The sequence below is a fragment of the Sphingopyxis granuli genome, from assembly GCF_001559015.1.
GTDB classification, from domain to species: Bacteria; Pseudomonadota; Alphaproteobacteria; order Sphingomonadales; family Sphingomonadaceae; genus Sphingopyxis; species Sphingopyxis granuli.
The window spans coordinates 284,576-306,160 of record NZ_CP012199.1; the positions used below are offsets into that span (position 1 = coordinate 284,576).

Sequence of the window (21,585 nt, forward strand, 5' to 3'; positions counted from 1 at the left end):
CGGCCGGATATGATAAGTGCGACGGTGTCGATCCATGGCGGTTTTCCGCGACTCGAACCGCGGAAGCCGCGCGATGCGGGAATTCCGACCGTGCCTTCGCAGGAGGAAATCGCTCTCTACGAACGGCTGCTGAGCCGGTATCTGCGCTTCTACGACGCGCTGCGAAAGCGCGAAAGGCGCCCGAAAAGCGCCGCTCAGCGCCAGTTCCAGGACGTCGCCTGGGGCAAGGAGACGCCCGTCACCGATCATGAAAAGGCCTATGTCTATCATCTGACCAGGGCTGGAATCCTGCGCGCCCCGAAACCGCCGGTCGCGCCCGATCAGGACCCGATCGAAGCCTATCCGACCGGCATGAAGCCCGTTCCCAACGAGATCGGGCGCAAATGGGACGAACGCTGGATCGACCCGCCGGGCGGATAATCCGGAAGTTCCGGCGGACGCGCCTTCAGATCGCCTCGCCCGACAGGCGCTGGCAGATCATGTCGAGCTGGTCGAGCGACGCGAATTTCAGCGTCAGCGCGCCCTTGCCGCCCCCCGCATAATGGATCGCCACGCCGATGCCGAGCAGTTCGGACAGATGCCGTTCGACCGCGACGATGTCCGGATCGCGCGCGCCATCCATGCTCTTATATTCGAGCGGCGCCTTGCGCCCGCCGCCCTTCGCCTCGCGCACCAGCGCCTCGACCGCGCGTACCGACAGGCCGTCCTTCACCACCTTGCGCGCGATGCCCTCGGCATTGTCCGCGCCGATCAGCGCGCGCGCGTGCCCCATCGACAGCGCGCCGCCGCCGACCAAATCCTGCACCGCCGCGGGCAGATCGAGCAGCCGCATCAGATTCGCGACATGGCTGCGCGACTTGCCGACCAGCTTCGCGAGCGCGTCCTGGCTGTGCCCGAAATCCTCGATCAGCTTGCGGTAGGCGCTCGCCTCTTCGATCGCGTTGAGGTCCTGCCGCTGGATATTCTCGACGAGCGCGATCTCGTAGGTCGCGGCATCGTCGAGGTCGCGCACCAGCGCCGGTATCTGATGCAGGCCGGCGCGCTGCGCCGCACGCCAGCGCCGTTCGCCCGCGACGAGCTGATACCCCTGCCCATCGGGCGCCCGCCGCACGATGATCGGCTGGAGCAGGCCGCGCGCGGCGATCGATTCGGCAAGCTCGACGATCGCCGCCTCGTCGAAATGCCGCCGCGGCTGGCCCGGAAGCGGGCGAATCGAGCCCACCGGGATCTGCTGGACCGCGTCGCCCGACATCGGCGCCGCCCGCGCCGCCGCGCCGGGCGCCGCGAGCACCGGCGCTTCGACCGCAGCATCGCCGAACAGCGCATTCAGCCCGCGCCCCAGCCCCGAGGGCCGCTTGCGCGCCGGGACCTGTCCGGTTTCCTCTTTCTTTTCCGTCATTTAAGCGGCCTTGCGAATGTTGGGAAGGCGGTCGATCAGCTCGCGCGCCAGCGCGATATAGGCGGCCGAACCCGCGCAGCGATGATCGTAGATCAGCGCCGGGAGCCCGTGGCTCGGCGCCTCCGACAGGCGCACATTGCGAGGGATGACGGTTTCGAACACCACGGGGCCCAGACATTCGCGGACATCGTCCGACACCTGATCGGTCAGCCGGTTGCGCCGGTCGAACATGGTCAGCGCGACGCCGATGATCGAGAGTTGCGGATTGAACCGCCCGCGCACGCGCTCGACCGTGGTGAGCAGCTGGCTCAGCCCCTCGAGCGCGAAGAATTCGCATTGCAGCGGCACGATCAGCGACTCGGCGGCGATCAGCGCGTTGAGCGTCAGCATGCCGAGCGACGGCGGACAGTCGATCAGACAGATGTCCCATTGCCCGGCCTCGGCGCTCGACAGCGCCTGCTGCAAGCGATGCAGCCGGTCGCCAAATTCGATCAGCTCGATCTCGGCCCCCGACAGATCGACCGTCGCGGGAACGATGTCGAGCCGCGGCACCGCGGTGCGCACCGCGCATTCGGCCAGCGCCGCGTCGCCGCGCAGCAGTTCGTAGCTCGAGCATTCGCGTTGCGCCTGACTGATCCCCAGCCCGGTCGACGCATTGCCCTGCGGATCGAGGTCGATGATGAGCGTGCGCCAGCCAGTCGCCGCCAACGCGGTCGCGAGGTTGATCGCGGTCGTCGTCTTGCCGACCCCACCCTTCTGGTTCGCCACGGCGATCCGGATCATCGCTTCCCTCGCTGTCTTGCGCCGATTGCTCCGGCGCCGACCAATATTCGGCTGTCGGCATCGGTCAGGCTCTGTTCCACGTGGAACATTCTCTGCCACGCCGACGGGAGCAACGCCAGTTCCTTAACCGCATTTCGCCCTTTTGGCAGCAGCCAGCGCGTGTTTGCGGTGGAAAAACGCGTGGACAGCGCGATCAATCGGTCGAGCGGAGCGAACGCGCGAGCGCTGATCGTCGCCGCCGGGCGCGTCGCGACCGCTTCGAGACGCGCTTCGGCCACCTCGACATGCGCCAGATCGAGCGCTTCGGCCACATCGCGCAGAAAGGCGCAGCGCCGCTTGCGCGACTCGACCAGCAACATCGGCCGCTCGCTGAGAATCGCGACGACGAGGCCGGGCAGGCCCGGCCCGCTGCCAAGGTCGATCCACTGGCCTTCCCCCTCGCGATCGAAGGCAAGCAGTTGCGCGCTATCGGCGATATGCCGGACCCACAGCGACGGAATCGTCGAAGCAGCGATCAGATTCTGCCGGTCATTCTCCGCGACCAGCATCGTGGCGAAGCGCTCCAGCCGCTCCCATTGCCGCGCCGATGGAGAAAAAACCGCGTCGAGCCAGGCACGCGCCTGCTCGCCGTCGACGAGCAGCGATGGCGTTTCGTTCCTCACGCGGCCTGGCGGCGACTGTGCACCAGAATGGCGGTGAGCGCCGCCGGCGTCACGCCGTCGATGCGCGCCGCCTGTCCCAGCGTCTCGGGCCGTGCCAGCGACAGCCGCTCGACCATCTCGCGCGAGAGGCCGCCGATGGCCGCATAATCGAGCGCCGGATCGAGCAGGATCGCCTCGTTCGCGGCCAATGCGCGCAGCTCGCTTTCCTGCCGCGCGATATAGGGGGCATAATGCACGTCCTCGGCGAGTTCCGCGAGAATTGGCGGATCGATCCCCGCCAGTTCGGGCGCCAGATCGCCAAGCGTGGCCATCGTGACGCCGGGGAAGCGCAGCAGGTCGATTCGCTTGCGGCCGACGCCATCGCCCGGAATGGCGATTCCGAGCGCGTGATAATCCGCCGTCGCCACCGGCTCGTCGAGCAGCTGTTCGGCGCGCCGACGCTCCGCCATGCGCGCTTCGAACAGTTGCGCGGTTTCCGCGCGCACCAGCCCCAGATCGATTCCCTTCGGCGTCAGGCGCGTCGCGGCGTTGTCGGCGCGCAGCCGGAGCCGGTATTCGGCGCGCGCGGTCAGCATCCGATAGGGTTCGGTCACGCCCTGAAGCACCAGATCGTCGACCATCACCCCGATGTAGGATTCGGCACGGTCGAGGATCAGCGGGTCGCGGTCCTGCGCAGCCAGCGCGGCGTTGGCGCCGGCAACCAATCCCTGCGCCGCGGCTTCCTCATAGCCGGTCGTGCCGTTGATCTGGCCGGCGCAATAGAGGCCGTCGATGCCGCGGACCTGCAACGTCCGGTCGAGCGCGCGCGGATCGATATGATCATATTCGACCGCATAGCCCGGCACGGTCATCTCGACCCGCTCAAGCCCCTCCATCGTCCGCAACAGCGCGAGCTGGATTTCGGCGGGAAGCGATGTCGATACCCCGTTCGGATAAACGAGGGGCGTGTCGAGCCCCTCGGGCTCCAGAAACACCTGGTGCCCGTCGCGATCGGCAAAGCGGTGAATCTTGTCCTCGATCGACGGACAATAGCGCGGACCCTTGGCGCCGATCGCGCCGGTGAACAGCGGCGAGCGATGCAGATTCTCGGCGATGATCCGATGCGTCGCCGCGTTGGTCCGGGTGATCGCGCAGAATATCTGCGGAACCGTCCGGCCCCTGTTCCACGTGGAACAGGTCCATTCGCCATCGTCGGAAGGCTGTTCTTCGAGCCTAGCCCAATCGATCGTCCGTCCATCGAGTCGCGGCGGCGTCCCGGTCTTGAGTCGCGCCATCGGCAGGCCGGCACCCCGGAGCTGTTCGGCGAGCCGATGCGCGCCCGCTTCGCCGACACGACCGCCTTCGCTCTGCTCCTCGCCGCGAAACAGGCGCCCGCCGAGAAAAGTGCCCGTCGCCAGAACGACGTCCCGCGCGGCGAGCACCGATCCGTCGCCGAGTTCGAGCCCTGTGACCCGCGATCCGTCGCTCGACCGAACCAGCGCCGCCGCTTCGCCCGAAACGACGGTGATGCCGGCCTCGGCCGCGAGGAAGCTCTGGATCGCAGCGCGATAGCGCGCGCGGTCCGCCTGGATGCGCGGCCCCTGCACCGCCGCCCCCTTCGAGGCGTTGAGCATGCGATAATGGATGGCCGCCGCATCGGCGGCGCGCGCCATCCAGCCATCGAGCGCATCGACCTCGCGCATCAGATGGCCCTTGCCGAGACCGCCGATCGCCGGGTTGCACGACATGGTGCCGATCAGCGCCGGGTCGAAGCTGACCAGTGCCACCCGCGCGCCGAGCCGCGCCGCGGCGGCGGCGGCCTCAGTCCCGGCATGCCCACCGCCGACGACGATGACATCGAAATTGCTGCTGCTGTCCATGATCGTCGCGGCTTTTAGCGGAAAGCGAAGTTCAAATCCATCGGCGTCTCATTTCCGCTTCTTGTTCCACGTGGAACATTATTTGCCGATGCAGAAACGGCCGAACAGCGTGTCGAGCATCTCCTCGACGCCGGCGCGCCCGGTGATGCGGTCGAGCGCCGCCGCCGCGAGGCGCAACCGTTCCGCCAGCAGGATGAGGTCGCCCGCCTCGCGCGACGCCGTATCGATCGTCAGCCAGTTCCTCGCTTCGGCAAGTGCCGCGCGCTGGCGCTGGCGCAGCGCCGCTTCGCCTTCGCGCGGAAGCAGGGTGCGCGCCATTTCGACGATATGCCGGTGAAGCGCCTCCATCCCCTCGCCCGTGGCGGCCGACAGGACGACGTCGCAACGCGCCGCATCGGCTTCGGCGGCCGCATCGCCGCGCCAGCAATCCACCTGCGCCGCAATCAGGATGCAGCGCGGATGATCGGGCGCATCCTTCGGCGGCCCGAGCCATAGCAGAATGTCCGCGGCATCGACCGCGGCACGCGCACGGTCGATGCCGATCGCCTCGATCGCATCGGCCCCTGCGCCGCGCAGCCCAGCCGTATCGGAAAAGCGCATCGCGATGCCGTCGAGCGCGAGCGGCGTTTCGATCACGTCGCGCGTCGTGCCCGCCACCGGCGACACGATCGCCAGCTCTCTTTGCGCCAAGGCATTGATAAGCGTCGATTTCCCGGCATTGGGCGGTCCGGCGATCACCACCGACAGACCCTCGGCGATCACCTCCGCCGCCGGACGGGCAAGCCACGCACTCAGGTCCGCCGCCAGCGTCGCCATCGCTTCGGTCAGGCGATGCGCGGTCGCATCGCCATCGTCGACATCGTCTTCATCCGAGAAGTTGAGCTCGGCCTCGGCGCCCGCCATCAGGGCGAGCAGCCGCGCCTGCCAGTCCTCGACCGCGCGCGACACGTGCCCGCTCGCCATCTCCAGCGCCTGGACGCGCTGGCTTTCGGTCTCGGCGGCGAGCAGATCGGCGAGCCCCTCGGCCTCGGCCAGATCGATCCGGCCGTTGAGAAAGGCGCGACGGGTGAATTCGCCCGGTTCGGCGCGGCGCAGGCCGGGCAGCGCAGCCAGTGCCGCCTCGACCGCGGCAATCACCCCGCGCCCGCCGTGTAGGTGCAGTTCGGCCAGATCCTCGCCCGTCGCGGTGGCGGGGCCCGGAAACCACAGGATCAGCGCCCGATCGAGCGGGCCGCCCGCGCGGTCGCGAAGAAGCGCCAGCGACGCGCGGCGCGGCGCGGGCAATCGCCCCGCCAGAGCCTCCAGAGCCGCGCCCGCCCGCGGCCCACTGAGGCGCACGACGCCGATGGCCGCCGGCGGCATCCCGCTCGACAGCGCAAAGATCGTGTCGTTCGCTTCGGGGTCGATCAGCTCTTGCGTCCCCCGCCCGTCTTGTCCGGATCGGCCTTAGGCGCGGGCTTCGCGCCAGCCCCCATCAACCCGCCGCCGAACTGGCCGAGCAGCGACTGGACGAGTCCCAGGCCCGATTCGCCCATCGGCACCCAGCTCTTGACCATCGCCTGCACCATTTCGGGGGTGATGCCCTTGGCCATCAACTCCTTGACACGGCTCAGATAAATATCGTGCAGCGGTTCGAGATCGGGGAGCCCGAACAGGCGTCGCGCCTCTTCGGGCGTGCAATCCACCTCGATATTGAACTTCATCGCCCGTCTCCCACCGAAAGTGTCTCCCGCCCGAAAGCCGCGCTTTGGCTTGAGCCGCGCTGCCGCGACCGCTAGCTTCGCCTCTTCACCGGCAAGAAGCAAGAGTCAGGAGACCTCCCATGTCCGCAACCAACACCGAAATCCCCGCGCTCGACGGCGAGGGCCGGATTCCCGCCTATATCGCGCGCCCCGACGCCGAAAGCTCGCGCGCCATCATCGTGATTCCGGAGATTTTCGGCGTCAACGGCGGCATCCGGCAGAAGGTCGACGACTGGGCCGCGCTCGGCTATCTCGCCATCGCACCCGACATCTTCTGGCGCTTCGCCCCCGGGGTCGAACTCGATCCCGACGTCGAGCCCGAATTTCAGCAGGCGCTCGGCTATTTCGGCCAGTATGACGCCGACGACGGGGTCAAGGACATCGAGGCGACGATCCGCTGGCTGCGCGACCAGGGCGTCGACAAGGTCGGCTGCGTCGGTTTCTGCCTGGGCGGCCGGCTCGCCTATATGGCAGCCGCGCGCACCGATATCGACGCGTCGGTCGGCTATTATGGCGTGATGATCGACACGATGCTGAACGAAAGCCACGCGATCTCGAACCCGCTGATGCTGCATATCCCGACCGCCGACCATTTCGTCGGCCCCGAGGCGCAGCAGAAGATTCACGAAGCGCTCGACCCGCATCCCAAGGTGACGCTCCACGACTATCCCGGTCTCGACCATGGGTTCGCCGCCACCAGCGGCAATCGCCGCGACGCCGAGGGCGCCGGGCAGGCCGACGCGCGCACCCGCGCCTTTTTCGCCGAGGCCCTGGCATGAGCGGTCCTACGGGGCTCGCCGCCTGGCACGCCTATATGGCGGGCGGCGGCGACCCGCAGGCGCTGCGCGACCTGCTCGCCGAGGATGCGGTGTTCCATTCGCCGGTCGTCCACACGCCGCAGCAGGGCCGCGACAAGGTTTTCGCCTATCTGCACGCCGCCAGCCACGTGCTCGGCGGCGAGCATTTCCGCTATCTGCGCGAAATCGTCGACGGCGATCAGGCCTGCCTCGAGTTTGCGAGCGAACTCGACGGCATCCATATCAACGGCGTCGACATCATCCGCTGGAACGACGAAGGAAAGATACAGGATTTCAAGGTGATGGTCCGTCCGCTCAAGGCCATCAACAAGGTATGGGAGAAAATGGCCGCGATGCTCGCCGCGCAGGCGGGCTGATCGCGCGGCCGTCCGATGCTTCGCTGGATCGCCTTTCCCGTCCTTTGCGCCGCGATCGCGCTTGCCGCGTGGTGGGGGCCGGCGCGCTGGACATTGATCCTGTGGGTGCCGCTGCTCGTCGTCGCCTTGTACGACGCCGGGCAGCGGCGCCATACGCTGCGCCGCAACTATCCGCTGATCGCGCATATCCGCTGGCTGTTCGAGGCGCTGCGTCCCTTCCTCTATGCCTATGTCGTCGAAAGCCCGTTCGACGGGCGCCCCTTCACCCGCAGCGAGCGCGACATCGTCTATGCGCGCGCCAAGGGCGATCTCGACGCGCATCCCTTTGGCACCGAACTCGACGTCTATTCGGACGAATATGAATGGATGAGCCACAGCATCGCGCCCGTGGTCGCCGCCGACCGGACGCAGCGGGTGCGCGTCGGCACCGCGCAATGTTCGCGGCCCTATGACGCCGCACTGCTCAACATTTCGGCGATGAGCTTCGGCTCGCTCGGCGCGAAGGCGATCGAGGCGCTCAACCTCGGTGCCCGCCGGGGCGGCTTCTATCACGACACCGGCGAGGGCGGCTTCAGCCCCTATCATCGCATCCACGGCGGCGACATCGTCTGGGAACTGGGCAGCGGCTATTTCGGCTGCCGCGACGCGACCGGCCGCTTCGACCCCGCCCGGTTCCGCGACCGCGCACAGGACGATCAGGTCAGGATGATCGAGATCAAGCTGAGCCAGGGCGCCAAGCCCGGCCATGGCGGCGTGCTGCCCGGCGCCAAGGTCAGCGCCGAGATCGCCGCGACGCGCGGCGTGCCGGAGGGGGAGGACTGCATCTCCCCCGCCGCGCATTCGGCCTTCGCCACCCCGATCGAAATGGTCGAATGGGCCGCGAGGCTGCGCGAGCTGTCGGGCGGCAAACCCGTCGGCATCAAGCTGTGCGTCGGCCAGCCGCACGAAATCTATGCCGTCATGAAGGCGATGCTCGAAACCGGAATCCGGCTCGATTTCATCGTCGTCGACGGCGCCGAAGGCGGCACCGGCGCGGCGCCGGTCGAATTCTCGAACCGCGTCGGCATGCCGCTGCGTGAGGGGCTGATCTTCGTGCGCAACGCACTCGTCGGTTGCGGATTGAAGGAGGAGATCCGCCTCGCCGCGTCGGGCAAGGTCCACTCGGGCGCGGGACTCGCGGTCCATTGCGCGCTCGGCGCCGACTGGTCGAATGCCGCGCGCGCCTTCATGTTCAGCCTCGGCTGCGTCCAGTCGCTGCGCTGCCATACCGACCTGTGCCCGACCGGGGTCGCGACGCAGGACCCGGGCCGCCAGCGCGGGCTGGTGGTCGAGGACAAGGCGGCCCGCGTCCACCGCTTCCAGGCCGCGACCGTCTCGGCGCTATGGGACATCAGCTGTGCGATGGGGCTCGACAGCCCGTGGCAGATCCGCCCGCACCATCTGCACGAGCGGCTCAATTCGGCGCGCTCGGATTCGATCGACCGCATCTATAATTTCTATCCGCGCGGCATCCTGCTCGACGATCCGGGGTCGGTCGCAAGCGCCCGTTACTGGGCGATGGCGCGCGCCGACAGCTTTGGGGCGGCGATGGAGGGAACGCCGGGATAAAGGCCGGAGCATCGTGCGCCAGATCATGATGACGTGGGAAAGACGCGTCATTGCGAGCGGAGCGAAGCAATCCAGAGCGTGCGCGAACCGCCCTGGATTGCTTCGCTCCGCTCGCAATGACGAAAGAGGTCAATCCAAAGTCAGCAGGAAAAGCGGGACCCCGGATCGAGTCCGGGGTGACGACGAGAGCAAAATCGCGTTCCTGCTTAACGCACGACGCCCTAGATCAGGCTGAGCTGGGCCAGTTCGCGATAGAGGTGCGGCGGCAGGTCGGCGACGCCGCTGCCGTCCTCGGCGCTCGCCGGCGCATCGGCGTCGGCCAGGTAGCGCCAGCCCTGATGCGCGCGTTTCGGCTGCGGATGCACGCGCTCGAGCTTCGCCACGCAGACGATGTCGAGCCGCCCGTCGGTGCGATCCTCGAAGCGCAATATCTCGACCCGGCCGACGAGCGTGTGCCGGATGATGAAATGCAGCTTGCCGCCGATCAGCTCGTCGGCGCGCTTCGGCCGCATCCGCGTCGTGAAACGCACCTCGCCCCCCTCGTCCCATGCCGCGATCCGCGCGGCGAGCGACGGATAATCGGGGCATCCGACGGCGACGCGGGTCATGTGGAGCTGGGGCATGAAAACCAAAATGGGCGCGATCGCGGCTGGTTCAAGGCACACGTCGGAAGCGGGGCCGCACGCAAATGATATTCGCTCCGTCCGTCCATGTTGACCGGCACCTGCAACAGGAGCAGCGGCGCGGAAAGGATCGCGAGCAAGGGTTTCAGGCCAAAGACCAACAGGGACGGCAGCGAGAACAGAGCCAGCGCCCCAGCCGCCGCCAGGGCGAACCGCCCGAGGGCGCGCGCCGCATGACCGTTGGGCTCGGGCGCGCGCGCCGCGAGCATCTCCGACAGCACCGCCGAGGCGTCCCCATACTGCCAGGCGGGAACGGTCAGTCGAAAGCCGCCGATCGCCAGCACCTCGGGCGACACGCTCGCATAATGCTCGCCGCCGACATGGACGATAATCCCTGCCGCATCGAGCATGGCGGCGACGGCCAGCATCTCTCCGCGTCCCAATATCCACGCAATCGGCACCATCGCATCGTCCGCCATCGGCAGAGAATGAAACGGCGCGGCGGCCTTGTCCATGGCCGGTGGGGAATCGGGGTTCGGCACGGTTTCTCTTTTCCGTCACCCTGATCTTGTCTGGCAATGATCCCCTTTCGATAAGGAACCGTTCCCCGGCGAAAGCCGGGGTCCATGCTTGGCAGCGCTGTGCCATCTGGACCCCGGCTTTCGCCGGGGAACAGCGCTCGACTGGCCTGAAGAGGATATATGCCGACTTGTTTCAGAGCCTGCCCCGGACCCGATCCGGGGGGCCATGGTCTGTCCTTGAATGAGAGGCGGCGCAAATGGGAAGGGCAGACCATGGACCCTGAAACAAGTTCAGGGTGACGAAGGGAGACGCTGTGCCGAACCCCGATTCCCCACCGGCCATGGAGCAGGATGACATCGGACGGAATCGTCATTGCGAGCGGCGAAGCCGCGCGGCAATCCAGAGTGGGCGCAGGCCGCCCTGGATTGCTTCGCTCCGCTCGCAATGACGAAGTGGTCAATCCAAAGTCATCGGAGTCTAGCCGAACAGCGTGCCGACGCCGACGCTCGGGTCGACCCAGCCTTCATGGATCATCTTGACCGCGACATAGAGGATCACCGCCAGCCCGACATAGGCGATCCAGCGATAGCGCTCGATATATTTGGCGATGATGTTGGCGGCGATGCCCATCAGCGCGACGGCGACGATCAGCCCGACGATCAGGATGCCGGGATGCTCGCGCGCCGCGCCGGCGACCGCGAGGACATTGTCGAGGCTCATGCTGACGTCGGCGATCGCGACCGCCCAGGCGGCGCCGAGGAAGCTCTTCGCGGGCTTCAGGCCCGAATGCTCGTCGCCCTCGATCTCGGGCGATCCCGCGGAATGGGCGCCGGCGCGCAGTTCGCGCCACATCTTCCACGCCACCCAGATCAGCAGCAGGCCGCCGACGAAGATCAGCCCGACGATCTGCATCAGTTGCGTGACGATCAGCGCGAAGGCGATGCGCAGCACCAGCGCCGCGATGACGCCGATGAAGATCACCTTGCGCCGCTGGTCCGCCGGCAGGCCGGCCGCGAGCGCACCGACGACGATCGCATTGTCGCCCGCCAGCACGATGTCGATCATCAGCACCTGCAGGAAGGCCGACAGCGCCGCGGGTTCGGTGATGTTCGAAAAATCGTTGACGATATGCGCCCAGATGCCGCCCGGTCCGCCGAAGCCCGTGGCGGCGACGGCACCTGCTTGAGCTAGGATTTCCAGGATCACAGCGGGTCTCCGAAATAGCTGACCTCGGGAACGGGGTCATAGAAAGGATGCAGCAATGCGCGCCATTGCCGGTAGCGGTCGGACTGGCGGAAGCCATCGCGATGATCGGCGACCGACTCCCACAATGCCAACAGCAGATAGGGCTGTCCGGTTCCCGCCGGACGGCGGATCTCGAGCGAGATAAAGCCCGGCGACGCCTCGATCAACGGCCGCGCCTGCGCGACGGCCGCCTCGAACGCGGCCTCGCTTCCGGCGCGAACGGGAAGCAGCGCATGTTCGACGACGGCCATCCGCGCGGCCTATTGGTTCATCGACTCGAAGAAATCCTCGTTGGTCTTCGAATCCTTGATCTTGTCGAGCAGGAATTCCATCGCGTCGACGGTGCCCATCTGCATGAGGATACGGCGCAGCACCCACATCTTCGACAGCTTGTCCTTTTCGACCAGCAGCTCTTCCTTGCGGGTGCCCGACTTGCCGACGTCGAGCGCGGGGAAGATGCGCTTGTCGGCGACCTTGCGGTCGAGCACGATCTCGCTGTTGCCGGTGCCCTTGAACTCCTCGAAGATCACCTCGTCCATGCGGCTGCCGGTGTCGATCAGCGCGGTCGCGATGATCGAGAGCGAGCCGCCCTCCTCGATGTTGCGCGCAGCGCCGAAGAAGCGCTTCGGCCGCTGGAGCGCATTGGCATCGACGCCGCCGGTAAGCACCTTGCCCGAGCTGGGAACCACGGTGTTGTAGGCGCGGCCGAGGCGGGTGATCGAATCGAGCAGGATGACGACGTCCTTCTTGTGCTCGACGAGGCGCTTCGCCTTCTCGATCACCATTTCGGCGACCTGGACGTGACGCGTCGCGGGCTCGTCGAAGGTCGAGGAGACGACCTCGCCGTTGACGCTGCGCTGCATGTCGGTGACTTCCTCGGGCCGCTCATCGATCAGCAGGACGATCAGATAGACCTCGGGATGATTGTCGGTGATCGCCTTGGCGATGTTCTGCAGCAGCACCGTCTTGCCGGTGCGCGGCGGCGCGACGATCAGCGCGCGCTGGCCCTTGCCCTGCGGGCTGACGAGATCGATCACGCGCGCCGACTTGTCCTTGACGGTCGGGTCGAGCGCGTCGAGCGACAGCTTCTGGTTCGGATAGAGCGGCGTCAGATTGTCGAAATTGACGCGGTGGCGCACCGCTTCGGGATTGTCGAAATTGACCGCGGTCAGCTTGGTGAGTGCGAAATAGCGTTCGCCGTCCTTCGGCGCGCGAATCTCGCCCTCGACCGTGTCGCCGGTGCGCAGGCCGTATTTGCGGACCTGGTTCGGCGAGACGTAGATGTCGTCGGGGCCGGCGAGATAATTGGCCTCCGGACTGCGCAGGAAGCCGAAGCTGTCGGGCAGGACCTCGATCGTGCCCGACCCGATGATTTCCTCGCCCTCTTCGGCGAGTTCCTTGAGGATCGAGAACATCAGGTCCTGCTTGCGCAGCGTCGATGCGCCCTCGACGCCCAGTTCCTCGGCCATTTCGACGAGTTGGGCGGGCGATTTGGTCTTGAGTTCTTTGAGATGCATGGATGGATTTTCCAGAAATGAAATTCGGGACAGGGATATGGCAATTCAGCGCACCGGATGCGCCTATCCGGTCGGGGGACGACCGTTCACGATAGCATCGGCGCACGACGCGCCGCCCGCGCGGGACGGGGTTGATCGGCCCCTATATCCGGCTTTTGCCCAAGTCAATCGGGCCAAGTCGGATCGGGGGCAATCGGGCGGCGGCATGGCGGTCGCGTCGGACGAGGCGAGGCGATGACTTCGGCCCGCGTCGCAATCGCTTGCAGCGCCATGCCATCTGGACCCCGGCTTTCGCCGGGGAACCGTCGCTGCACGGTCAAGGTGCGATAATTGCGGGGCCAGCCTCGATCGTAGCCGGCGATTCCCTGCTCTTGCCCGATCAGGGCCGGACGATGACGAGGATGACGATGATCGCCGCGGCGATGCCGGGCACCTCGTTGAGCAGGCGGAGCCGCTTTTCGCTGAGCGGGCGCTCGCCCTTGCGCAGCTTCTTGAAATAGCCGACCAGCCAGCCGTGATAGCCGGAGAGCAGCAGCACGAGCAGCAGCTTGCCGTGGAACCAGCCCTCGCTCCAATAGCCGCCGTTGAAGGCGAGCAGCAGGCCGAACACCCAGACGAGGATGATCGAGGGGTTGAGGATGATCCGGCGCAGCCGGTCCTCGCGCTCGATCCATTTGCGGTCCTCTTCGGACCCCACCGCGCACTGGTGATGATAGATGAAGAAGCGCGGCATCATGAACAGCCCCGCCATCAGGAAGATGACGAAGATCACGTGCGCCGCCTTCATCCACAGCATCGTCGCCCCCAGAAATCCGACCCAGTCCGTCATTGCCCTACCCGCCTCGCACGCGCCTGATCAGATGTTCGACATGGGCAATCGGCGTATCGGGCACGATGCCATGGCCCAGATTGAAGATATGGGGGCGATCGGGGAAAGCCGCAAGGATGCGGTCGACCGCCGCGTCGAGCGCCGCGCCGCCGGCGACGAGCGCGAGCGGGTCAAGATTGCCCTGCACCGGCAGATGCGCGGGCAGCGCCGCATCGGCCCAGGCGGGATCGACCGTCTCGTCGAGCCCGATCGCATCGACGCCGGTCTCGTCTGCATAGGCGGCGAGCTTGCCACCCGCGCCCTTCGGAAAGCCGATGACCGGCGTATCGGGATGCAGCGCCTTCAACCGGCGGACGATCTCGGCATTGGGAGCGATCACCCAGCGTTCGAACTGCGCGGGGGACAGGCTGCCGGCCCAGCTGTCGAAAAGCTGCACCGCCTCGACCCCCTGCTCGATCTGTCCTGACAGATAGGCGACGCTGAGCTCGACGATCGCGTCGACGATCGCCTGGAAAGCCGCGGGATCGCCGAAAGCCATGCGCCGCGCCGCAGCCTGGTCCTTCGACCCCTGCCCCGCGACCATATAGGTGGCGACGGTCCACGGGCTGCCCGCGAAACCGAGGAAGCTCGTCTCCGGCGGCAGCGCCGCGGCGACGCGCGCGACGGTCGCATAGACGGGGTCGAGCCGCTGCGGCGCCGCTTCGAGCGCGGCGAGCGTCGTGTCGACGAGCGCGGGCGCGAGGCGCGGCCCCTCGCCTGCCTCGAACCACAGATTCTGCCCGAGCGCGTGCGGAACGACGAGGATGTCGGAAAAGAGGATCGCGCCGTCGAAGCCGAAGCGCCGGATCGGCTGCAGCGTCACTTCGGCCGCCGCCTCGGGATCGTAGCAGAGTTCGAGGAAGCCGCCCTTGGTCTCGCGAAGGGCGCGATATTCGGGGAGATAGCGGCCCGCCTGGCGCATCAGCCACAGCGGCGGCCGTTCCTGCCGCACCCCGCGCAGCGTCGCCAGCAAGCTCTTCGGTGTCGCCTTCACGCGGCCCCTCTTTCTTCTATCAAAACAAGTATAAATGGATTGTGGTGGATTGTTGGCGGGCGGATAAGTGCGCTTTAGGCGCAGGCGCCCCTTTTGCCAACATCTTGACTCCCCGGCCGCCGCCGTCCGCCGCGGAGTCGGTGGCGGTCGTCCCCGTTCTTCACAGCCTGTGGACAAGATTCGTCCCCTGTGGATAAACGGCGGGACGGAATCGGCGCGGCCGGGGATGGAATCGCTGTCCCGCTTCGCCCCCCGGCTTGTGCCGGACTTGTCCACAGCCGGCCCGCGATGCTTCGCCGCTTGCCTTTTCGGGCGGCGCGGGGACAAGAAGGGCGATGGACCGGCTCCACCTGCACCTCATATCCGATTCCACCGGCGAGACGCTCGAAAATATCGCCAAGGCGGCGATCGCCCAGTTCGACGACGTCGAGGTGGTGCGCCATTTCTGGCCGATGGTCCGCTCCGAATCGCATCTCGACCGCATCATGGCGGAGGTGCAGGCGAGCCCGGGGATGATCCTGTTCACGCTGGTCAACGGCGACCTGCGCGCGAGCCTCGAGCGGCGCGCCGGCGCGCAGGGGCTGCCGCTCGTCCCGGCGCTCGACGCGGTCACCGATGCGCTGTCGCGGATGCTGGGACAGGAAGCGAAGGCGCGCCCCGGACGGCAGCATGTGCTCGATGCGGCCTATTTCGCGCGGGTCGAGGCGATCCAGTTCACCGTCGCGCACGACGACGGCATCGGCTGGGACAATTGGGAGGAAGCCGACATCCTGCTCGCCGGCGTGTCGCGCACGTCGAAGACGCCGACGAGCATCTATCTCGCCAATCGCGGCTACAAGACCGCGAACATCCCGATCGTCCCCGAATCGCCGCCGCCCGAGGCGCTGTTCACGCTGAAGCGCCCGCTGGTCGTCGGGCTGACCACCAGTTTCGACCGGCTGGTGCAGGTGCGGCGCAACCGGCTGCTGTCGCTGAATCAGGTGCCCGAGACCGCCTATGTCGACGAGGAGCGGGTGAAGGCCGAGATCGCCTATGCCCGCCGCATCTTCGCCGACAACGACTGGCCGGTGATCGACGTGACGCGCCGCTCGATCGAGGAGACCGCCGCGGCGGTGATCCAGCTCGCCGAGGATCGCGCGGGGCGCGCCGCATGACGGAACTGGTCCTTGCCTCGCAGAGCAGCGGGCGCGCCGCGATGCTGCGCTCCGCCGGGCTGGCGTTCGAGACCACCCCCGCGCATGTCGACGAGGAGGCGCTGACCGCGTCGCTGCGCGCGGCCGGGCAGACGCCGCGCAACATCGCCGACGCGCTGGCCGAGGCGAAGGCGATCAAGGTGTCGGCGCGGCTGCCCGGCGTCACGGTGATCGGCGCCGATTCGACCCTCGCGCTCGACGACGGGACGATGCTGGCCAAGCCCGAAAGCCCGGAAGAGGCGGCCGCGCACCTGCGCCGCATGGCGGGAACGCGGCACCGGCTGTTCAGCGCCGCGGTCGCCGCGCGCGACGGCGCGCCGGTGTGGCGCGCGGTCGGCGAGGCGAAGCTGTGGATGCGCCCCTTGTCGGAGGGCTTCATCGCCGCCTATGTGGCGCGCCACTGGGACAGCATCCGCTGGACCGTCGGCTGCTATGAGATAGAGGGAGCGGGCGTGCAATTGTTCGACCGGGTCGAAGGCGACCCCTGGACCATCGTCGGCATGCCGATGCTGCCGCTGATGGCATGGCTGCGCGCCGCCGGGCTGGCGCCGGCATGAGCGGAATCCCCTATGCGCCCCCTTACGCCGAGGTGATCGGCGATCCGATCGCGCATTCGAAGTCGCCGCTGATCCACGGCTTCTGGCTGGAGGCGCTGGGCATCGCGGGCGATTACCGGCGCGCGCATGTCCGCCCCGACGGCCTTGCCGCCTATATCGCCGAGCGCCGCGCCGATCCCGACTGGCGCGGCTGCAACGTCACCATTCCGCACAAGGTTGCGGTGATGGATCTGGTCGACGACCCCGGCAATATCCGCGGCACCATCGGCGCGATGAACACGGTGGTGCGCCAGCCCGACGGCGCTCTGATCGGCACCAACACCGACGCCGCGGGCTTCTATGCGCCGCTTGCCGAACTCGACCTCGAGGGCGCGCCGGTCGCGGTCGTCGGCGCCGGCGGAGCGGCGCGTGCGGTGCTGTTCGCGCTTGCCCGCGCGGGCGTCGGCCCTGTGACGATCCTGAACCGCTCTCCGCTGAAAGCGATGGGCCTGCTCGTGACGTTCGGCCTCAAGGGCGACGTCGTCGCGCTCGACGCGCCGCTGCCGCCGGCAGCGCTGCTCGTCAATGCGAGCAGCCTCGGCATGACCGGCCAGCCGCCGCTCGATCTCGATCTGACGCCGCTGCCCGAGGGGGCGATCGTCTACGACCTCGTCTATGCGCCGCTGCGGACCGGGCTGCTTGCGGCCGCCGAGGCGCGCGGGCTCGACACGGTCGACGGGCTCGACATGCTGATCGGGCAGGCGGCGCTCGCCTTCGAGCTGTTCTTCGGCCGCCCGCCGCCCGAGGGCCGCGACGACGAACTGCGCGCGCTGCTGACCGCATGACGCATTACAAGCGCCCCGGCTCGCGGCTGCGCCGTCCCTTCATCCTCGGCCTCACCGGGTCGATCGGCATGGGCAAGTCGACCGCGGCGACGATGTTCGAGCGCGAGGGCGTGCCGGTGTTCGACGCCGACGCCGAGGTGCACCGGCTGCAGGGCCCGGGCGGCGCGCTGGTGGAGGCGATCGAGGCGCGCTTTCCCGGCACCACAGGGCCGGGCGGCGTCGACCGGCAGAAGCTGGGCGCGCGCGTCCTCGGCCACCCGCACGAACTCGCGGCGCTCGAGGCGATCGTCCACCCCGCGGTCGGTCGCGCGCAGAAGCGCTTCCTGGCGCGGCACCGCGCGCGCCCCGTCGTCGTGCTCGACATCCCGCTGCTGTTCGAAAAGGGCGGCTGGCACCGCGTCGGGGCGATCGCGGTCGTTTCCGCGCCGCTGTGGATGCAGCGCAAGCGCGTGCTGCGCCGGCCCGGCATGACCAACGCCAAATTCAAGGCGATCCGCCATCTGCAGGTGCCCGACCGGGTCAAGCGCGCGCGCGCCGACTTCGTCATCGAAACCGGCCGTCCGAAAAGCGAGACGCATCGCCAGATTCGGGCCATCACCTCTTGTTTCCGCGCCCGATAGGGTCCAGATTGGATCATCAGATGCGCGAGATAATCTTCGATACGGAAACCACGGGGCTCGACCCCAGATCGGGACATCGACTGGTCGAGATCGGATGCATCGAGCTGGTCGATCGCCGCGAGTCGGGCCGGACCTTTCACGCCTATTTCCATCCCGAACGCGACATGCCGCCCGAGGCCGAGGCGGTGCACGGCCTGTCGATCCAGTTCCTGTCGGACAAGCCGCTGTTCGCCGAGCGCGCCGACGAGCTGCTCGAATTCCTGGGCGACGCGCCGATGATCGCGCACAACGCCGTCTTCGACTTCGGCTTCATCAACGCCGAGCTCGAACGCGTCGGGCGTCCGGCGCTCGACCTCGCCCGCATGTGCTGCACCGTGCAGATGGCGCGCAAGCTGCATCCGGGCGCCAAGCACAGCCTCGACGCGCTCTGCACCCGCTACGGCATCGACCGCAGCCACCGCATCAAGCACGGCGCGCTGCTCGACGCCGAGCTGCTCGCCCACCTCTATATCGAGATGACCGGCGGCCGGCAGATCGGGCTTGGTCTGGGCGCCGAGTCCGCCGCGATGGCGGCGGGCCTGTCGATGCGACCCGCCGCCCCGTCCCGCCCGTTTCGCGAGCCGCGCCCGCACGCCGCCACCGCGGTCGAGCTGGCGCGCCATGCCGAATTCGTCGCCGCACTCAATCAACCTTTGTGGCACGATAGCCCGTGACGGCGGCTCCCAGCGCCGTCACCGACACTGGAAGGAGAAGAAAGATGGAAATCCGCGTCTCTGGCCACCAGATCGAAACCGGTGAAGCGCTGCAAGCGCGTGTTTCGGACCGGATGAACGCGATTGCCGACAAATATTTCTCTCGAGCGATCGGCGCGCATGCGATTTTCGGCAAGGGGCCGCACGACAGCTTCCAGTGCGACATCGTCGCGCATGTGATGCAGGGGCTGGTCCTCAAGGGTCATGGACAGGCGCAGGATGCGCATGTCGCCTTCGAGAATGCGGCCGAGCGCATCGAGAAGCAGTTGAGGCGCTATATGCGACGGCTCAAGGATCGCGGCACGCCGACGCAGCCGTCGCCGACCCTCGACGAGATCCGGGGCAATGCCGGCTACACCGTGTTCGAGGCCGGCAGCGAGGAGGAGGAAGCGGGCGACGCCCCGGCGATCATCGCCGAAACGCGCGTCGACGTGCCGACCAGCAGCGTGTCGGACGCGGTGATGATGCTCGACCTTCGCAACACCAATGCGCTGCTGTTCCTCAACAGCCGGACCGACACCTACAACATGGTCTATCGCCGCTCCGACGGCACGATCGGATGGGTCGAACCGCAATAGGGGCTGGATTTTCTCCGCCATCCGGCCTAAGGGCCGCGCCCAACGAAGCCCTGAACCCGGATGGCGGGGCCTTACGACCGATCCGTGATCGTTGCCATCAGGACGGCGGGACGGCGTTGCCCCGCGACCATGCAGATTTGACAAGACCGATGAACCTTTCTTCCCTTCTTTATCCCGCGACGGTGCGCGCGCACGTCCAGCTCGATTCGAAGAAGGCGCTTTTTCCCTACATCGGCGATCTTGCGAGCCGCGCGCTCGGGCTCGACGCCGGCGAGGTGAGCGAAGCGCTGCTCGAACGCGAACGGCTCGGCTCGACCGGCTTCGGGCGCGGCATCGCGCTGCCGCACGCCAAGCTGGCCGACCTGTCGGGGGTACGCGGCCTGTTCCTGCAACTCGCGCGGCCGATCGACTTCCAGTCGGTCGACGGCCTGCCCGTCGACCTGCTGTTCGTGCTGCTGTCGCCGCTCGACGCCGGCGCCGATCATCTGAAGGCGCTGGCGGGCGTGTCGCGGATGCTGCGCGACGAAAAGGTCGCCGAACGGCTGCGCGGCGCCAAGAATGACGAAGCGCTCTATGCGCTGCTCGCCGACACCGAAACGCGCGACGCGGCCTGACGCCGTCGGCGCCGGCCCATACGGCTTGCGGGCCCGCAAGCGCGGGCTTCCCGGCGAAAGCCGGAATTCCGTGGATGTCGTGCTGCGACCCGTGGACCCCGGCTTTCGCCGGGGAACGCTTCCTTGCCGGAAAGAGGCGGCACCCGGCCGCGCCCGCTATCGTTCCCGGCCGATCCGATGCCGCGGCTGAAAAGCCGCTTCCTCGTCGACCTGCTGCTGCGCGAGGCGCAGGCGGCGGGCGGTTTCGCGGCCGTCCTCGCGCGCGGCGACGCCGATGCGGGGGCGATCCTGGTCCAGTGCAGCGACCGCGGCCGGCCGGGCCCGCTGCTCGAACGGCGCTTCGCGCTCGATGGCGGCTATCGCTGGGAAGCGGTCGGACCGGCCGATGGTGAAGAGCGCGAAAACTATTGCGAGCGGCGGCGAAAGGCCGATCCCGACCTGTGGATCGTCGAACTGGATATCGCGGATGCGCCACGACTCGTCGCGGAGTGGGGCGCGTTAACTTGACTCTGTTGCACCGCACAATAGGTCGCCCGCACGTTTAACGCGTAGGTCGTCCCGCGGGTTGCATCGGTTTGTCCGACGCGCCCGGTCGAACGGTTCGGACACGCAGTCGGATGAGGACCGCAGGCGGTATCGGGTCGATGACCCCCCACCTGTTTGTCATGGTTCGGTTCCTCAGCCGCCCTTTTGACGGACCTTATGAGTCGCATTCTGAACGCCGCCAGCACGGCCGCCGTGGGCATGACCGCCCTTGCCATGCTGGTTCTGGCCGAACCGGGCTTCGCGAGCGACCTGATTGCCGACGCGAGCCCGCCCGCCATCACCCTGCCCGCCGCCGAGGCGCCGGAAGCGGAGATGGCGACAGCTTCGACCGATCCGGTTTCTCCGGTCGAAGCCCCCGAGACGATCGACGAACAGGACGAGCCGGCGCCGCAGGCCGATTCGCTCGCCGCGCTGGTCGCGGCGACGCCGCGCCCGGCCGAGCTCGACCCCGAACTGCGCTGCCTCGCCGGGGCGGTCTATTTCGAATCGCGCGGCGAATCGCTCGCCGGCCAGCTCGCGGTCGCGCATGTCGTGATCAACCGCGCCAAGTCGGGCCGTTTCCCGACCAGCCTGTGCGGCGTCGTCCATCAGAAGAGCCAGTTCAGCTTCGTCCGCGGCGGCCGGATGCCGAAGATCCGCGAAGGCGCGCAATGGGCGAACGCGGTCTCGATCGCGCAGATCGCCCGCGACGGCAGCTGGTCGAACCGCGCGCCGGGGGCACTCTTCTTCCATGCGCGCCACGTTTCGCCGGGCTGGCGCAAGACGCGCATCGCCGCGATCGACAATCACATCTTCTATCGCTGAGGCGGACCGGGGCGCCGCTGCATGGGCAGCGGGTTCGTTCGGGTTCGGTGCGGCCATCTTCTCCCCTCCCGCTTGCGGGAGGGGATTGGGGTCTTTGCAGC

Annotated in this window: 26 protein-coding genes; 13 read left to right on the top strand and 13 right to left on the bottom strand. The window is 67.7% G+C overall.

The features are described from left to right. Positions 1-9: 9 nt before the first annotated feature. Positions 10-420: a hypothetical protein gene (locus SGRAN_RS01310; protein ID WP_237233677.1), complete on the top strand. Its 411-nt coding sequence runs from the start codon at positions 10-12 to the stop codon at positions 418-420. 25 nt (positions 421-445) lie between these two features. Here the strand turns inward: SGRAN_RS01310 and SGRAN_RS01315 are convergent, their stop codons facing one another. From SGRAN_RS01315 to SGRAN_RS01340, 6 genes are all read right to left on the bottom strand, one after another. Further along, positions 446-1,399 (bottom strand): ParB/RepB/Spo0J family partition protein, encoded by a 954-nt coding sequence (locus SGRAN_RS01315; RefSeq protein WP_067180046.1) that lies wholly within the window; start codon positions 1,397-1,399, stop codon positions 446-448. Next, positions 1,400-2,182, bottom strand: a complete 783-nt coding sequence (locus tag SGRAN_RS01320) for a ParA family protein (RefSeq protein WP_067180050.1) — start codon at positions 2,180-2,182, stop codon at positions 1,400-1,402. It abuts the gene before it with no gap. Further along, entirely contained in the window at positions 2,179-2,844 is a 666-nt protein-coding gene (gene rsmG / locus SGRAN_RS01325; protein ID WP_082737033.1) for a 16S rRNA (guanine(527)-N(7))-methyltransferase RsmG, read from the bottom strand. The genes SGRAN_RS01320 and rsmG overlap by 4 nt, the downstream gene beginning before the upstream one ends. Then, positions 2,841-4,703 carry a tRNA uridine-5-carboxymethylaminomethyl(34) synthesis enzyme MnmG gene (gene mnmG, locus SGRAN_RS01330; RefSeq protein WP_067180054.1) on the bottom strand — a complete coding sequence of 621 codons (1,863 nt, stop codon included), beginning with the start codon at positions 4,701-4,703 and terminating at the stop codon, positions 2,841-2,843. Before mnmG ends, rsmG begins: the two co-directional genes overlap by 4 nt. Before the next feature lie 78 nt (positions 4,704-4,781). Beyond that, positions 4,782-6,086, bottom strand: a complete 1,305-nt coding sequence (gene mnmE / locus SGRAN_RS01335) for a tRNA uridine-5-carboxymethylaminomethyl(34) synthesis GTPase MnmE (protein WP_311880707.1) — start codon at positions 6,084-6,086, stop codon at positions 4,782-4,784. A gap of 23 nt (positions 6,087-6,109) precedes the next feature. Next, complete coding sequence (locus SGRAN_RS01340) at positions 6,110-6,406, bottom strand: DUF6489 family protein (protein ID WP_067180060.1); 297 nt, start codon at positions 6,404-6,406, stop codon at positions 6,110-6,112. A gap of 119 nt (positions 6,407-6,525) precedes the next feature. On the opposite strand from SGRAN_RS01340, the gene SGRAN_RS01345 reads away from it, so the two are divergent. Genes SGRAN_RS01345 through SGRAN_RS01355 form a run of 3 tightly spaced genes read left to right on the top strand, consistent with a single transcriptional unit; the run spans position 6,526 to position 9,227 of the window. Further along, positions 6,526-7,224, top strand: a complete 699-nt coding sequence (locus tag SGRAN_RS01345) for a dienelactone hydrolase family protein (RefSeq protein WP_067112600.1) — start codon at positions 6,526-6,528, stop codon at positions 7,222-7,224. After that, the gene (locus tag SGRAN_RS01350) at positions 7,221-7,619 is read left to right on the top strand and encodes a nuclear transport factor 2 family protein (protein ID WP_067180063.1); all 399 of its coding nucleotides are present in this window, start codon (positions 7,221-7,223) and stop codon (positions 7,617-7,619) included. The genes SGRAN_RS01345 and SGRAN_RS01350 overlap by 4 nt, the downstream gene beginning before the upstream one ends. Positions 7,620-7,634: 15 nt before the next feature. Then, positions 7,635-9,227 (top strand): FMN-binding glutamate synthase family protein, encoded by a 1,593-nt coding sequence (locus SGRAN_RS01355; protein WP_067180066.1) that lies wholly within the window; start codon positions 7,635-7,637, stop codon positions 9,225-9,227. Positions 9,228-9,448: 221 nt separating this feature from the next. On the opposite strand, the gene SGRAN_RS01360 is transcribed toward SGRAN_RS01355, so the two are convergent. The 7 genes from SGRAN_RS01360 to hemE form a co-directional block, all read right to left on the bottom strand. Beyond that, positions 9,449-9,835: a DUF1489 domain-containing protein gene (locus SGRAN_RS01360; protein ID WP_237233679.1), complete on the bottom strand. Its 387-nt coding sequence runs from the start codon at positions 9,833-9,835 to the stop codon at positions 9,449-9,451. Continuing rightward, positions 9,832-10,392, bottom strand: coding sequence for a hypothetical protein (locus tag SGRAN_RS01365; protein ID WP_210434187.1), 561 nt, complete (start codon positions 10,390-10,392; stop codon positions 9,832-9,834). The genes SGRAN_RS01360 and SGRAN_RS01365 overlap by 4 nt, the downstream gene beginning before the upstream one ends. 457 nt (positions 10,393-10,849) lie before the next feature. Next, positions 10,850-11,572 (bottom strand): TerC family protein, encoded by a 723-nt coding sequence (locus SGRAN_RS01370; RefSeq protein WP_067186791.1) that lies wholly within the window; start codon positions 11,570-11,572, stop codon positions 10,850-10,852. Positions 11,573-11,574: 2 nt separating this feature from the next. Continuing rightward, the gene (locus SGRAN_RS01375; protein WP_067180075.1) at positions 11,575-11,868 is read right to left on the bottom strand and encodes an antibiotic biosynthesis monooxygenase family protein; all 294 of its coding nucleotides are present in this window, start codon (positions 11,866-11,868) and stop codon (positions 11,575-11,577) included. A 9-nt stretch (positions 11,869-11,877) separates the two neighbouring features. Further along, positions 11,878-13,134 carry a transcription termination factor Rho gene (gene rho, locus SGRAN_RS01380; RefSeq protein WP_067180078.1) on the bottom strand — a complete coding sequence of 419 codons (1,257 nt, stop codon included), beginning with the start codon at positions 13,132-13,134 and terminating at the stop codon, positions 11,878-11,880. Positions 13,135-13,513: 379 nt separating this feature from the next. After that, on the bottom strand, positions 13,514-13,963 hold the full coding sequence (locus tag SGRAN_RS01385) for a CopD family protein (RefSeq protein WP_067180081.1): 450 nt from the start codon (positions 13,961-13,963) through the stop codon (positions 13,514-13,516). 4 nt (positions 13,964-13,967) lie between these two features. Continuing rightward, entirely contained in the window at positions 13,968-14,996 is a 1,029-nt protein-coding gene (gene hemE, locus SGRAN_RS01390) for a uroporphyrinogen decarboxylase (RefSeq protein WP_067180084.1), read from the bottom strand. A gap of 335 nt (positions 14,997-15,331) precedes the next feature. Here hemE and SGRAN_RS01395 point away from each other — a divergent pair, with 335 nt between their 5' ends. The 9 genes from SGRAN_RS01395 to SGRAN_RS01435 all read left to right on the top strand — a co-directional run bounded on the left by SGRAN_RS01395 (position 15,332) and on the right by SGRAN_RS01435 (position 21,484). After that, on the top strand, positions 15,332-16,150 hold the full coding sequence (locus tag SGRAN_RS01395; RefSeq protein ID WP_067108827.1) for a pyruvate, water dikinase regulatory protein: 819 nt from the start codon (positions 15,332-15,334) through the stop codon (positions 16,148-16,150). Then, the gene (locus SGRAN_RS01400; protein WP_067180088.1) at positions 16,147-16,746 is read left to right on the top strand and encodes a Maf family protein; all 600 of its coding nucleotides are present in this window, start codon (positions 16,147-16,149) and stop codon (positions 16,744-16,746) included. Before SGRAN_RS01395 ends, SGRAN_RS01400 begins: the two co-directional genes overlap by 4 nt. Further along, positions 16,743-17,570 carry a shikimate dehydrogenase gene (aroE, locus tag SGRAN_RS01405; RefSeq protein ID WP_067186793.1) on the top strand — a complete coding sequence of 276 codons (828 nt, stop codon included), beginning with the start codon at positions 16,743-16,745 and terminating at the stop codon, positions 17,568-17,570. The genes SGRAN_RS01400 and aroE overlap by 4 nt, the downstream gene beginning before the upstream one ends. Then, entirely contained in the window at positions 17,567-18,190 is a 624-nt protein-coding gene (coaE, locus tag SGRAN_RS01410; protein WP_067108824.1) for a dephospho-CoA kinase, read from the top strand. The genes aroE and coaE overlap by 4 nt, the downstream gene beginning before the upstream one ends. Positions 18,191-18,210: 20 nt before the next feature. Continuing rightward, entirely contained in the window at positions 18,211-18,903 is a 693-nt protein-coding gene (gene dnaQ, locus SGRAN_RS01415) for a DNA polymerase III subunit epsilon (protein WP_067180090.1), read from the top strand. A gap of 44 nt (positions 18,904-18,947) precedes the next feature. Continuing rightward, positions 18,948-19,520, top strand: a complete 573-nt coding sequence (gene hpf / locus SGRAN_RS01420; RefSeq protein ID WP_067108823.1) for a ribosome hibernation-promoting factor, HPF/YfiA family — start codon at positions 18,948-18,950, stop codon at positions 19,518-19,520. A gap of 149 nt (positions 19,521-19,669) precedes the next feature. Further along, on the top strand, positions 19,670-20,134 hold the full coding sequence (locus SGRAN_RS01425) for a PTS sugar transporter subunit IIA (protein ID WP_067108822.1): 465 nt from the start codon (positions 19,670-19,672) through the stop codon (positions 20,132-20,134). Between the two features lie 123 nt (positions 20,135-20,257). Then, complete coding sequence (locus SGRAN_RS01430) at positions 20,258-20,641, top strand: DUF1491 family protein (RefSeq protein ID WP_311880357.1); 384 nt, start codon at positions 20,258-20,260, stop codon at positions 20,639-20,641. 195 nt (positions 20,642-20,836) lie between these two features. Beyond that, positions 20,837-21,484 carry a cell wall hydrolase gene (locus SGRAN_RS01435; protein ID WP_067108815.1) on the top strand — a complete coding sequence of 216 codons (648 nt, stop codon included), beginning with the start codon at positions 20,837-20,839 and terminating at the stop codon, positions 21,482-21,484. The last annotated feature ends 101 nt before the right edge of the window (positions 21,485-21,585 follow it).

What these genes read in the sequence shown, in the direction of transcription:
- SGRAN_RS01310 (WP_237233677.1), top strand. Translation starts at nt 10, where the DNA reads ATGATAAGTGCGACGGTGTCGATCCATGGCGGTTTTCCGCGACTCGAA.
- SGRAN_RS01315 (WP_067180046.1), bottom strand. Translation starts at nt 1,399, where the DNA reads ATGACGGAAAAGAAAGAGGAAACCGGACAGGTCCCGGCGCGCAAGCGG.
- SGRAN_RS01320 (WP_067180050.1), bottom strand. Translation starts at nt 2,182, where the DNA reads ATGATCCGGATCGCCGTGGCGAACCAGAAGGGTGGGGTCGGCAAGACG.
- mnmG (WP_067180054.1), bottom strand. Translation starts at nt 4,703, where the DNA reads ATGGACAGCAGCAGCAATTTCGATGTCATCGTCGTCGGCGGTGGGCAT.
- SGRAN_RS01340 (WP_067180060.1), bottom strand. Translation starts at nt 6,406, where the DNA reads ATGAAGTTCAATATCGAGGTGGATTGCACGCCCGAAGAGGCGCGACGC.
- SGRAN_RS01345 (WP_067112600.1), top strand. Translation starts at nt 6,526, where the DNA reads ATGTCCGCAACCAACACCGAAATCCCCGCGCTCGACGGCGAGGGCCGG.
- SGRAN_RS01350 (WP_067180063.1), top strand. Translation starts at nt 7,221, where the DNA reads ATGAGCGGTCCTACGGGGCTCGCCGCCTGGCACGCCTATATGGCGGGC.
- SGRAN_RS01355 (WP_067180066.1), top strand. Translation starts at nt 7,635, where the DNA reads ATGCTTCGCTGGATCGCCTTTCCCGTCCTTTGCGCCGCGATCGCGCTT.
- SGRAN_RS01360 (WP_237233679.1), bottom strand. Translation starts at nt 9,835, where the DNA reads ATGACCCGCGTCGCCGTCGGATGCCCCGATTATCCGTCGCTCGCCGCG.
- SGRAN_RS01375 (WP_067180075.1), bottom strand. Translation starts at nt 11,868, where the DNA reads ATGGCCGTCGTCGAACATGCGCTGCTTCCCGTTCGCGCCGGAAGCGAG.
- rho (WP_067180078.1), bottom strand. Translation starts at nt 13,134, where the DNA reads ATGCATCTCAAAGAACTCAAGACCAAATCGCCCGCCCAACTCGTCGAA.
- SGRAN_RS01385 (WP_067180081.1), bottom strand. Translation starts at nt 13,963, where the DNA reads ATGACGGACTGGGTCGGATTTCTGGGGGCGACGATGCTGTGGATGAAG.
- SGRAN_RS01395 (WP_067108827.1), top strand. Translation starts at nt 15,332, where the DNA reads ATGGACCGGCTCCACCTGCACCTCATATCCGATTCCACCGGCGAGACG.
- SGRAN_RS01400 (WP_067180088.1), top strand. Translation starts at nt 16,147, where the DNA reads ATGACGGAACTGGTCCTTGCCTCGCAGAGCAGCGGGCGCGCCGCGATG.
- aroE (WP_067186793.1), top strand. Translation starts at nt 16,743, where the DNA reads ATGAGCGGAATCCCCTATGCGCCCCCTTACGCCGAGGTGATCGGCGAT.
- coaE (WP_067108824.1), top strand. Translation starts at nt 17,567, where the DNA reads ATGACGCATTACAAGCGCCCCGGCTCGCGGCTGCGCCGTCCCTTCATC.
- dnaQ (WP_067180090.1), top strand. Translation starts at nt 18,211, where the DNA reads ATGCGCGAGATAATCTTCGATACGGAAACCACGGGGCTCGACCCCAGA.
- hpf (WP_067108823.1), top strand. Translation starts at nt 18,948, where the DNA reads ATGGAAATCCGCGTCTCTGGCCACCAGATCGAAACCGGTGAAGCGCTG.
- SGRAN_RS01425 (WP_067108822.1), top strand. Translation starts at nt 19,670, where the DNA reads ATGAACCTTTCTTCCCTTCTTTATCCCGCGACGGTGCGCGCGCACGTC.
- SGRAN_RS01435 (WP_067108815.1), top strand. Translation starts at nt 20,837, where the DNA reads ATGAGTCGCATTCTGAACGCCGCCAGCACGGCCGCCGTGGGCATGACC.